The sequence below is a fragment of the Wolbachia endosymbiont (group B) of Ablattaria laevigata genome, assembly GCF_964277395.1.
Classification (GTDB): Bacteria; Pseudomonadota; Alphaproteobacteria; order Rickettsiales; family Anaplasmataceae; genus Wolbachia.
Window position 1 is genome coordinate 720,217 of sequence record NZ_OZ195519.1, and the last position, 11,735, is coordinate 731,951.

At 34.2% G+C, this 11,735-nt stretch carries 9 protein-coding genes and 1 pseudogene; 2 read left to right on the forward strand and 8 right to left on the reverse strand.

From position 1 onward, the window contains the following. Window positions 1-65 precede the first annotated feature (65 nt). Both ACICP1_RS03355 and ACICP1_RS03360 read right to left on the reverse strand, forming a co-directional pair. Window positions 66-1,195 (reverse strand): annotated as a pseudogene (locus tag ACICP1_RS03355) (IS256 family transposase). A 435-nt stretch (window positions 1,196-1,630) separates the two neighbouring features. After that, the gene (locus ACICP1_RS03360; RefSeq protein WP_395461071.1) at window positions 1,631-3,460 is read right to left on the reverse strand and encodes a hypothetical protein; all 1,830 of its coding nucleotides are present in this window, start codon (window positions 3,458-3,460) and stop codon (window positions 1,631-1,633) included. A 437-nt stretch (window positions 3,461-3,897) separates the two neighbouring features. Here ACICP1_RS03360 and ACICP1_RS03365 point away from each other — a divergent pair, with 437 nt between their 5' ends. Then, complete coding sequence (locus tag ACICP1_RS03365) at window positions 3,898-4,329, forward strand: hypothetical protein (protein ID WP_264682413.1); 432 nt, start codon at window positions 3,898-3,900, stop codon at window positions 4,327-4,329. Window positions 4,330-4,332: 3 nt separating this feature from the next. Further along, entirely contained in the window at window positions 4,333-4,956 is a 624-nt protein-coding gene (gene ccmA, locus ACICP1_RS03370; protein WP_064085635.1) for a heme ABC exporter ATP-binding protein CcmA, read from the forward strand. A gap of 62 nt (window positions 4,957-5,018) precedes the next feature. Here the strand turns inward: ccmA and argS are convergent, their stop codons facing one another. The 6 genes from argS to ubiE form a co-directional block, all read right to left on the reverse strand. After that, complete coding sequence (gene argS / locus ACICP1_RS03375) at window positions 5,019-6,725, reverse strand: arginine--tRNA ligase (RefSeq protein WP_395461072.1); 1,707 nt, start codon at window positions 6,723-6,725, stop codon at window positions 5,019-5,021. A 179-nt stretch (window positions 6,726-6,904) separates the two neighbouring features. Beyond that, a complete protein-coding gene (locus ACICP1_RS03380) occupies window positions 6,905-7,654 on the reverse strand; it encodes a hypothetical protein (protein WP_395461073.1) in 750 nt (249 codons plus the stop codon). Window positions 7,655-7,913: 259 nt separating this feature from the next. Further along, window positions 7,914-8,324, reverse strand: a complete 411-nt coding sequence (locus ACICP1_RS03385) for a hypothetical protein (protein WP_395461074.1) — start codon at window positions 8,322-8,324, stop codon at window positions 7,914-7,916. A 357-nt stretch (window positions 8,325-8,681) separates the two neighbouring features. Further along, window positions 8,682-8,957 (reverse strand): hypothetical protein, encoded by a 276-nt coding sequence (locus ACICP1_RS03390; RefSeq protein WP_395461075.1) that lies wholly within the window; start codon window positions 8,955-8,957, stop codon window positions 8,682-8,684. 107 nt (window positions 8,958-9,064) lie between these two features. Next, complete coding sequence (locus tag ACICP1_RS03395) at window positions 9,065-10,765, reverse strand: ABC transporter ATP-binding protein (protein WP_395461076.1); 1,701 nt, start codon at window positions 10,763-10,765, stop codon at window positions 9,065-9,067. 181 nt (window positions 10,766-10,946) lie between these two features. Then, entirely contained in the window at window positions 10,947-11,645 is a 699-nt protein-coding gene (ubiE, locus tag ACICP1_RS03400) for a bifunctional demethylmenaquinone methyltransferase/2-methoxy-6-polyprenyl-1,4-benzoquinol methylase UbiE (protein ID WP_395461077.1), read from the reverse strand. Window positions 11,646-11,735 lie beyond the last annotated feature (90 nt).

Below are 11,735 nucleotides of genomic sequence, written 5' to 3' on the forward strand. Positions count from 1 at the left end.
AACAATAAAAACAAGAAATTTAAACGTTCTATTTTTAACCTAGTATCCAGAATAAAAAGGGAGTGTTAAATAAACTGTGTCAACTCGATTTTTAACCTACCAGGAAAAAAGATATCAAGCTGAGAGATAGTAAAAGCCCAATCATGTATAGGCATAGTCCATTTCTCTCCTGCCTTCTTTATAGCACAATATACCTATTCATACAAGGCATTTGTGCTAGTAAATGAGCCCTTAGTTTTAGTAAATTTTCTGATCTGTCTATGTAACCCTTCAATAGGATTTGTGGTATAAATTAACTTTCTTACAGGGCCGGAATATTTAAAATAACTAGACAGATTTTCCCAATTATTCTCCCAAAACTAAAGTATATTTTTCTCCCCATTTTTCCTCCAGTTCAAGTAAATAATTCTCGGCTATTTCTCTACTTGATATGTTTTTTTCAAATCATTCATGAAAACTTTTGCTCGATACATATTTCAGTGAATTTCTTATCTGATGTACTATACATTTCTGCTTTAGGAAATACGCTATTTATAGCTGTAGGAAAGCTTTTTAACACAAGCTATCAGAATATCATCTACTCCTCTCTCCTTTAGGTCATTTAGTACTCCCAACCAGAACTTCACTTTCAGCCAAATAAAAACCCAAAACTTCTTTTCTGCCATTTTGCTAATATGTTATACATACATTTGCTTACACAATGCCCGTCCTCCTTGACCTTAAAAAACCATGAACACTATTGGATATACAGATTGCAGCGGACGACTGCGCCATTCGTTGATTACCGGTAACAATTTGTCAGTAATACTTGATATCTCTGCTGCAGATATTTTATATTTCTTCTACATGCGATGCTATATCCCATGCCACTGGCATATGTACTTAAAACCTTTGCTTCAAGTTCGGTTTGTTTGCCTTTTTCTGACTACTTGTGGCTCGAAACTTCCTTCTCTATCTCTTGGTGTCAATAGTTCAAATACTTGTCCGTAAAGTCTTTGAATTTCTTCGTTTGTTTTCTTTGCTTTCAGCCGACAAATGGTTTTCTATCTCGCCTTCCCTCTAGCAGTTTTTTTATAAATGGTGTTAATGCTCCATCTCTTCCTGTCAATGGTCTTCCTTCTCGTATAGATGATAAGATATTTGTTTCTAATTCTTTATAGTCTACCAAACCGGTAGTTGTGTTTGCTTGACTCATTGTCAAACCTCCATTTTTTTATCAATTTATTACTTTACTTCTCGGTTTGACACAGTTTATTTAACACTCCCCCGTTGCAGAAAAGTTTACTCAAAAGGGAGCTTCTTATTGATACTTCTCAACGTTCTGTTCAACAAACTAGAACTTCCATATTTAAACACGTAGAAATTAGATTTCTTGCACTACTGGAATTTAAAGAGTTCCAGCGCGTAACGCTGGAATCTAGATTTTCTTGCTAAATCCCAGCTGGGATGACGCTTAGTTATGCAAGAAATCTATTTTTTATCATAAATAACTTAAATATTATATTATAAACTCTGCTAAATTTATTCTCACAACAAAAACTTCTTCTCTACTTTTTTTTGAGTAAGGTCACCAATTCTATTTTTCTAAAAAAGTGTTTTCTGAGCTGAAAAGCCCAGAAAACATTTAGTCTTATATAAAATTAGTATCATCAGAAACAGGATTATCTTCATAGTAAGGACTCGCTCTTTGCATATCATCAAAAACAGTTTTTAACAGTACTTCCTTATCAGTATCCCATGCAACTTTCTTCATGATTGGAATATAATCCTTACACTTTTGGTCATTTCCACAGTCCTTGATTTTACCATTAGCCTTTAGATAAGGCTTTAATAAATTATAGTGTATTTGAGTGTTATTGCCCTCTTTATCTATCATTTGTCCTGAGTTATTAACAAGTATCAATGGTGCAACTTGTTTTGCTTTCATAACACTTATTTCACCGAACTCTTTAACGAGATCAGGACATGATTCTCTAGAAAAAAAATTCTTGTTGCATTCTTTAGTAGCATAGTACTCGTTAGAGTAGCAGAAACTCTTAATCCCTTCTTCTTGACACGCTAACTCTTGTGGACTATTAATGCATTTATCACATTTTATATCACTAAAGTAGCCTATTGAACTAAGAGTATCAGTAAAGGCAAATTTAAAATTTACTGCACCATAACCACCCTCTGCTCCCTTTTCTATATATGGTGCAATTTTAGGATTACCGTACATCTCAGAATACAAATTCTTTAATAAATCAGATGTATTAAAACCTTGATAACCTATCTTTGCATTTTCTCCATAAAAACGAGCATAAGATCCACAAATTTCTTCCTTGCCACAATCTGGGGTTATTTTTTGAGACGTAATTTCTCTATTTTCATCCCTTCCTCCATTAGTAACAGGTTTGACTACATTAGTTTCATCTCCTCCTCCATTAGTAACAGGTTTGACTACATTAGTTTCATCTCCTCCTCCATTAGTAACAGGTTTGACTACATTAGTTCCACCTCCTCCATTGGGACAAGGTTTATCTGTACCACTTCCTTTCTCTTTTTTACATTCTTCAGCTTCTTTTTTATACCACTCAGTCTCTGCTTTTGCCGTGTCAATTTTACACTGTATAAGTTCTTCTTTATCACTTCCTTTCTCTTTTTTACATTCTTCAGCTGCTTTTTTATAACACTTATTCTCTGCTTTTGCCATGTCAATTTTATACTGCATAAGTTCTTCTTTTACCTTGTCAATTTTACACCGCATAACTTCTTCTCTCTCTTGTCCAATTTCGCACCTCAAAGCTTCTATTCTTGCTTGCTCAGCTTCCAATTTTGCTTGCTTAGCTTCCAATTTTGCTTGCTTAGCTTCTAATTTTGCTTGTTTAGCTTCTGCTTGAGCATCATCATACTTTGCCTGATTAATTGCCTGTTCAGAGCCTTCTTTCATCTTCTCAGCATCTTTTTTACACTGTATTAACTCATCTTTTGCTTCCTTAGCTTCATTCTTAGTTTGTTCTACCTTCTCCCTTTCTTTTTGAACCTGTAATTTTAACTCATCAACTTCTGCTTTTGCTGCCTCAGCTTCATTCTTAGTTTGTTCTACCTTCCCTTTCTCTTCTTGAACCTGTAATTTTAACTCATCAACTTCTGCTTTTGCTGCTTTAGCTTCATTCTTAGTTTGTTCTACCTTCTCTCTTTCTTCTTGAACCTGTGACTTTAATTCACTAGCTTCTGCTTCTAATTGTGTAATTTCTCTTTGTGATTCCACAGCATCTTTTTTACACTGTATTAACTTATCTTTTGCCTTCTTAGTTTCATCTCTACAGTCACGAAGTAAATCTTCTTCTGATTTATCATCCTCTTTTCCCGCAACCTGATCTCCTAGATTTTCGACTTGCTCACCCTCTTCACCATAAAAAAGTTTGTTGGCATATAAATTACTATTATTAACTTGATCGCTATAGATATTGTTTGACATTGTGACCTCCTATATAGTCAAAACTGGAATTAAATTAGAGTATAAAAGCTAGGAATTCAACATGGGTAAAAGAAACCACAGCTCAGGAAATCTAAGGTTAACTCAGAAATTATTATAAGCCAAAATGATTAAAAATTTTATAACTTATATTGTAGATCTAGCATGATAACCAACAATTAGATTTTCTTTCAATTTCCACCTTACTCACCAGCTTGACACAGTCCATCTTTATTCATTAGAGAGCCGTGATTCCTCTACTCTCCAATGATTAATCACTTGTCAGTTTTGAGTGTAGTAGTTGATAGCCTGTACGTAAATACGTTGCTTTTGTCCTTTAGAAATTTTTAGTCTACTATCTTTATCCAGAAAAAAATTGTAAAATTTCTATAGTTATGGTATAATTGTAAATACCGCTTGCCAATAAGCTGAGTATAAAAATGCCGTTCGGACAAATCATTACATATAGCACGATATTACTTACTATAATTGCAGTATTTCTCTTTTTGAGAAAAATATACAAAAATCATATTAGAAAAATTATATTTCCTCTAAAAGTTCTCAAAGAAGAGTGGGAAGAAAATAGAAGATTTAATGAATTGTATCAAAAAAATAAGCAAAAAGAGTTGATGAAACAACAGGAAATGCTAAGGGAGAAACAAAAGAATATGCAAGTTTACAAAGAAGATCTAGAAATAGTTGATATAGCAAAACCGTTAGGTAAATGGACAAAGATGGTTATGATGGGTAATAGTTTAATGAAACATTTTGCACAATTGATAAACAGAGAAGGTGATAAGAAAGGATTTTGGGAGCTATTTATAAAAGCTCAGTCTTCAACTAAGGGTAAATATAAAGGAAAAGGCAGATAATCCATGCTTGAATGTAAAAATCTATCCTGTGCTCGTAATAACAAAGTATTATTTAAAAACCTCAATTTTAAAGCTGAGCCAAAATCAAAAATCTTAATCACTGGTCCAAATGGTAGCGGCAAAACCAGCTTAATCAGAAGTTTATCTGGACTCTTACCACCAGTATCAGGCAATATAAGATACTGCGGAAAAGACATATATGATGATCCAAAATCCTTTATATCTTCCATGGTTTACGTAGGACATAAAAACGCCTGTAAAGATAGTTTAACAATTGGTGAAAACATAGAATTCTGGGCAAGAATACGGAACACTAGAGAATCAGTTATGGCAGCTGCTTATTGTTTAGAGTTGCAGCCTGTGTTTAACATTAGATATGGTGAACTTTCTGCAGGCTGGAAAAGAAGAGTTGCGCTTGCTCGCCTTTTAATTTCTAATGCAAACATTTGGCTGATAGATGAACCATTCTGTAATCTTGATAGCACAACATGTGAATTAGTATTGAACCTAATCTCAATACGCTCTGAGCAGAACGGTACAGTAATTATTACAGGACATAGCTCTACAGAACAATTGTGTGACTTCAAGACAATCGACATACGTGATTTTAACAGACCTCTTGTATAATTTTTGGCCTTATTGTATTTACATCAATAATTTATTATCACATTTAATATTACGCATTAAAATTAACTCATCTCTTTCAAAGGCTCTATATTAAAAATCGAAAGTCCAGAAGCAATGACGTGTGCTAAGGCTTGGACGAGAAACATTCTTGCAGCGGTGAAATTTAAGTTATTCTCCAGTATAAACCGCATATTTAAATCACTTTTGCCATATCCCCATAAAACATGAAACGCTTCTGCAACTTCAAGTAAGTAGAAAGTGATTCTATGTGGCTCACAAAGCCTTGCAGATATTTCTACCACATCTGGCCACTTTGCTAAGGTTTTTATGAGGAATAGCTCCCCATCTGTCTTTAAAAGTGAAGGGTCTGCTGTTGGGAGCTCTTTTGGAGCATTACGCATTAACGAATGAGCACGGGCGTGCGCATATTGCACATAAAAAATAGGGTTGTCTTTTGACTGTTCTTTAACTTTAGCAAAATCAAAGTCCAAGACCATATCATTCTTGCGTGTTAACATTATAAAACGAGTTATATCCCTGCCAACCTCTTCCACTACATCCCTAGCTGTAAGAAAATTTCCTGATCTTTTCGACATCTTAACAGGTTTGCCATTTTCGAAGAAATTCACAATATTATGCAGTTTTACCTCTATCTTTGCTTGATCATCACTGAGCGCAGAGACAACTGCTCTAAGCCTTTTAATATAACCGCCATGGTCACTGCCGAGCTCTACGATCATATTGTTAAAACCACGTGATATCTTATCAAAATGGTAAGCAATATCCGATGCAAAATAAGTCCAGCTACCATCCTCTTTTTTTAGTGCGCGGTCAACATCATCACCAAATGTTGTAGAGCGAAATAACATTTCTTTTCTGGAAATCCAATTTTCATTCTCTTTACCTTTTGGTTTCTCCAGGTACCCTTCATACACTAGACCCTTATCAGATAATATCTTTATACTCTCTTCGATTTTGCCACTTTTTTGTAGCTCATACTCTGAAGTAAAGACATCATGACTTACTCCAAGTAAGTTCATGTCTTCCTTTATTATCTCTAAAATGGAACTTAAAGTATACTCTCTAATTATTTGATTATCATCCTCTTCTCTAAGCTCCTTGCCATATTTTTTAGCTAGCCCCTCCCCTATTGGTTTTAAATATTCACCTGGGTATAAACCTTTTTCGATGCTAATTTTCTCTCCCAGAGCTTCCTTATACCGCAAATATACTGACCGAATTAGCGTATCTATCTGCGCTCCAGCATCATTGATATAGTACTCCTTAGTAACTTTATAACCAACTTTCTTTAGCAAATTTGCTAAAACATCACCAAACACTGCCCCTCTTGCATGACCAATATGTAGTGGCCCAGTTGGATTTGCGGATACAAACTCAACATTGATGGCCTGATTGTTTCCAATGTTGAGAGTGCCAAACTCCGTTTTTAGCTCATTTATTTGTTTTAAAATCCCATGCCATACTTCCATTTTCAAGTGCATATTGATGAACCCAGGACCTGCTATTTCCACTTTTGCAACTTCATCAAAAGATTTAAATTCTTCTGCTAAGATCCCTGCAATCTCAACTGGATTCTTTTTTTCATGCTTTGCAAGCACCATAGCAACATTTGTGTAAATATCTCCATGCGCTCTATTGCTCGGAGGCTCTACAATAAAGTTTGTTGCATTCGTACTTATAACACCCCTTTGCTTCAACTTATTTAATTTGCTAGAAATTAGAGAGGAAACCTGCTTGAAAATGTTCATTTATTATACTACTAAAATCTATAGCAGTATAGTTGATAAATGGAAGGAGTTGAAGGGTTATCTTAACTATTTTACCTTCATTTTCTCTTTTGCTTTAACAGGCTGATGTAACACTTGATAGATTAAACTTAGACAGCAACTTTTCGTATATCATAGCATTATACTCTGAAACCATAAACTTAGATCAACATTAATTCAGAATAACCAAAGTCAAAAAACTCCGGATACCATATAATTCCAGGTAGTTCTATTTCCCAATCCCAAGTTGTATTCAGCATTACTGTGTTGCCATCGTCGCAAGTATTAAACCATGCTACGTCATGATTACTACAACATGAATCATAACAATCGTTGAAACACAAATTATAATAATACTTGCAGCATGGGTGTAGTTTACACTCATCTACGGTAGGTTTTACCTTATTTCCTTCATCTACAGTAGGTTTTACCTTATTTCCTTCATCTACGGTAGGTTTTACCTTATTTCCTTCATCTACGGTAGGTTTTACCTTATTTCCTTCATCTACAGTAGGTTTTACCTTATTTCCTTCATCTACGGTAGGTTTTACCTTATTTCCTTCATCTACGGTAGGTTTTACCTTATTTCCTTCATCTACGGTAGGTTTTACCTTATTTCCTTCATCTACAGTAGGTTTTACCTTATTTCCTTCATCTATAGGAGGTTTTACTTTATTTCCTTCATCTATAGGAGGTTTTACTTTATTTACTTCATCTACAGGAGGTTCTTCTCCTCCAGTAGGTTCTTCTCCTCCAGTAGGTTCTCCTCCTCCAGTAGGTTCTTCTCCTCCAGTAGGTTCTTCTCCTCCAGTAGGTTCTTCTCCTCCATATTGAACAGCATTCGTTAGATTATCAGTAACACTAGTATATGTTTTATTATCATACTGGTTATTAAGATTATACTTTAACATAGAAATCTCCCATACAATTAGAGTTATATATAAAATTATTAATAGAACAAGGTAAAAAATTACACGCCGAATTAGTTATTAATAAAGCTCTAAATCTATAGATATAAGGGCATAATACATACCCCATATCCATAGTATAAATTATTATGTTATTACCATATCACATCAGTGCTATACCTATCGTCGCATTATGCTTTCAGCACATAGTATCCCTACACGTCCTTCACACCTTTTACACCCTCACTAAGTTTTATCGCATTCAGAATAAATCGTTGTGCTCTGGAGCTAATTTTGCAGCTGTATCAGTTCCTATCCCAGTTCTTGTTCCCCAACCACAACATGGTACATTTAACACTACTGTGTTACCAGAATCGTGAGCATGATACCATGATGCTGTACCATGACCATAACCGTGATTATTACCGTAGCATGGGTCATAACAATGATTATTACCGTAGCATGAGTCATAACCATGTTTACAATGTGAGTTATAACCATAGTGGTATGGAGTACAATGATGCTTGAAAAACGGGTCTTTACTGTGACATAAACGAGTAGTATGACAATGCTCATCTTTATCAGGAATGCATATTGATTTACAGTCTGGAAAAGAAGTTTTGGTATTATGAGAACAAACGTTTTTTGGAGATGAAGTGTGATAGTGAGTCATAAATATCCTTTAAAAAATAACTATTAGACTATTATAGGATAAAATAATTAATAAATTTATAATCTTGATACTAAGATTGATATATTTAAAATTTCCTTTCCAGCCGTTATACAAGTAATAGATATTAGAGCTTAGAAATTTTACTATGAGCAGAATAATGATAAGATTCCAAGAAGGAGCTGTCAGTAGTCAAACTAGTTGTGTTGCTGAAATAAATTTTGGTAGAACTGCTATGTCGCTGCAAATGAAAATCAAGCACCTGCTTATTATATTTTTAAGCAAAATGTGAAGCACATGGGAGACCATGTGCTCTTAGATGGCAGCACGTGCGTTTATGAATTGTTTAAAAACAATCTTCTAATAAAAAAAACCAAATCCATCACAAGGATTATGACATGTGTCATAATAGTTATGATGCGAGTTAAAATAATTATGGCAGGAATTAGTAGCACAAGGTACAAATTGAGGTGTACAAGCTTGTGCACAGTTCGATACTGGTACTGGTAAAGCTGCTGGTAAATTATAAGCCATTGGAGGTGTGCAAGCTTGTGCATAGTTCGATACTGGTAAAGCTGCTGGTAAATTATAAGCCGTAAATGGCAATTTTGGTAAATTACTGTAATTATAAACCATAATAATCCTTTGAAAAATACTATGATATTATTGTACTTTAAAATAATTAAAGATTTCATAATTTGATTGCTAAATCTAGCATGTTAACAACATTATGATTTAAATTTCTACCCTATCTTCACCAATTTTGCATACAGCCCATCTTTACTCATTAGAGAATCATGAGTTCCTACTTCTTCTACTTTCCCGCAATTAATCACTATAATCTTGTCAGTTTTGAGTGCGGTTGATAGCCTGTGCGTAATTATAATTGTTGTTCTGTTTTGCATTAACTTGCTCAGTGCTTTTTGCACTAGGTTCTCACTTTTATAATCAAGAGCAGAGGTTGCTTCATCCAGTATTAAAACCTGAGGATTTTTCAGTATTGCTCTTGCTATTATAATACGTTGCTTTTGTCCTTCGGAAAGCTTTAGTCCTCTTTTTCCTACAAATGTATCAAATTTATCCGGCAGCTTATCAATAAATTCCATCGCATAAGCGCTGATAGCAGCTTGCCTGACTTCCTCATATTCAGCACCCGGTTTGCCGTATAGTATATTTTCCATTATTGAGCAAGAAAATATCATGTGATCTTGTGGTACTAAGCCAAACAGCGATCTTAGATCATTTAGCGCAATTGTCTTAATATTCTGTTCATCGATAGTAATACTGCCTTCACTTGGATCGTGAAAACGGAGCAGAAGCTTTAAAATGGTGCTCTTGCCACTGCCAGATGGTCCAACAATTGATACTGATTGGCCTGCCTCTATAGAAAATGATACGTTATTTAATGCTGGCTTATCAGCATAAAAAAATGTTACATCGTTAAACGCAATTTCTTTTTGAATACTATTAATTCTTATAGGATTTTCGCCATTTACTATAGAGCTTTTCATGTTCGTAAACTCAAACAAACGCTCTACAATTCCAAGACCTCGTTGTAGGTCACTGACGTTATCGCTCAAATTATTTATAGCTCCTGCCGCAAGCGCTGAATAAAACACAAATGAGGAGAGTTCTCCAATGGTCATATTATTACTTAAGACTTCTTTTATTCCAAAAAAAAGCAAAATAACTAGCGAACCTATCACACACGTGATAACTAGAGTTACTAAAATAGCACGCAAGAGTACTAATTTTACGTATGATTTTGATACTGAGTTTAGATGTTTCTGAAAACGAATTTTTTCATTTTCTTCTAGTACAAATGATTTAATGGTTACTATAGATCTAAAATTTTCCTCACTAAATGATGCAAGCTCACTTAATTTATCCTGAGCAAAGCGTGCATAATTGCGAACTTTTTTTCCAAGTGAAGTCATGATAATGAGCAGTATGGGTATTATTGCAGCTGCATATGCGGTTAAATGTAGATTTGTGTATAACAGCATTGCAACACTACCAGTCAGTACCACAAAATTCCTCAATATTGTCAGTAAGCTGCTGTTTATTATCGATTGCAATGCAGAGGTATCAGTAATGAGTGCTGAGATAACATCTTGTACGCCTGTGTTCTCAAAGAAACTTGGTTGCAAGTCAGTGATACTGCTATATAAGTCGTATCTGATTCTTGCGATAACTTTCTCGCTGCCAATGCCAATGAAATATAACCGAATAAATGCAGTGAAAGAAATGCCTAAAACTATCAGTATTGAAACTACGAGCTTGGTAGTAAAGTTATGCTCTGCGCCAGAATCAATTATGTTGCTTAAGCCCCTACCAAAAAGAAGAATCGTTAAAGCTGAAAATAGAACTGCAATAAAAGCTACGGTAAAATAATGTAGATTAGGTTTTATATAATAAAATAACTGCTTAATGTTAGATCGCATTTTATTTTTAAGTTAATTATATAGATTTTAGCTTCAGGAAAAAGTTACAATATTAGTTTACAGTGTACTTCGTTAGAGCAATACGTTCAAGAAACTTTAGCTTGATTTCTACTGAAGAAAAAACGCTGCGAAATTACAGAAAGTTAGCAAAAAAACTACTGAATAGACCAGAGTTTAATATTCATTTTGTTCCAATATGTAATGCTACTATTCCATAACTCATATTATAGAACTCAACATTCTTAAAGCCTATCTCTTCAATTTCCATTTTAAAATTAGTTTGAGTTGGAAATTCTCTGATGCTTTTCACTAAATATTCATAAGAACCCTTATCTTTAGCAACTATGCTACCAATTTTAGGAATTACTTTAAATGAGTATAAGTCATAAAATTTGGTGAATATCTCATTTTGATAATGCATAGGGGCAAATTCCAAGCAGACAAATTGTCCATTTGGCTTTAGTACCCTATATGCTTCACTTAAAGCCTTCTTACGGTCGGAAAAGTTTCGAATACCAAAAGCTACTGTATAATAATCAAATTCGGAATCTTCAAATGGTAAACTCTCTGCATTTGCACATACCCAATTGAAATTTAGCTGATTTGAATTTATAGCTTTATCACGCCCTTTGTCCAGCATGTTTTGATTTATATCACATACTGTAACTTGAGTACTTGGTTCACCTCTTGCTATTCTTATAGCTATATCTCCGGTTCCTCCAGCAATATCCAAAACCTTGGAGTTCTTTTTAAAATGCACACTACTTACCATCTTCTCTTTCCATAGCCTGTGCATTCCAAGACTCATTATATCATTCATGATGTCGTAGCAATTTGCTACAGAATCGAAAACCTCTTTAACTAGTTGTGATTTATCCATATTTTATATAGAGATTGCTTACATAATTATTTTAAACTTTAGCAGTTAAATTAATATACTAATGAGAAAAATATACTACAATTAAACATA

What these genes read in the sequence shown, in the direction of transcription:
- ubiE (WP_395461077.1), bottom strand. Translation starts at nt 11,645, where the DNA reads ATGGATAAATCACAACTAGTTAAAGAGGTTTTCGATTCTGTAGCAAAT.
- ACICP1_RS03395 (WP_395461076.1), bottom strand. Translation starts at nt 10,765, where the DNA reads ATGCGATCTAACATTAAGCAGTTATTTTATTATATAAAACCTAATCTA.
- ACICP1_RS03380 (WP_395461073.1), bottom strand. Translation starts at nt 7,654, where the DNA reads ATGTTAAAGTATAATCTTAATAACCAGTATGATAATAAAACATATACT.
- ccmA (WP_064085635.1), top strand. Translation starts at nt 4,333, where the DNA reads ATGCTTGAATGTAAAAATCTATCCTGTGCTCGTAATAACAAAGTATTA.
- ACICP1_RS03360 (WP_395461071.1), bottom strand. Translation starts at nt 3,460, where the DNA reads ATGTCAAACAATATCTATAGCGATCAAGTTAATAATAGTAATTTATAT.
- argS (WP_395461072.1), bottom strand. Translation starts at nt 6,725, where the DNA reads ATGAACATTTTCAAGCAGGTTTCCTCTCTAATTTCTAGCAAATTAAAT.
- ACICP1_RS03365 (WP_264682413.1), top strand. Translation starts at nt 3,898, where the DNA reads ATGCCGTTCGGACAAATCATTACATATAGCACGATATTACTTACTATA.
- ACICP1_RS03385 (WP_395461074.1), bottom strand. Translation starts at nt 8,324, where the DNA reads ATGACTCACTATCACACTTCATCTCCAAAAAACGTTTGTTCTCATAAT.
- ACICP1_RS03390 (WP_395461075.1), bottom strand. Translation starts at nt 8,957, where the DNA reads ATGGTTTATAATTACAGTAATTTACCAAAATTGCCATTTACGGCTTAT.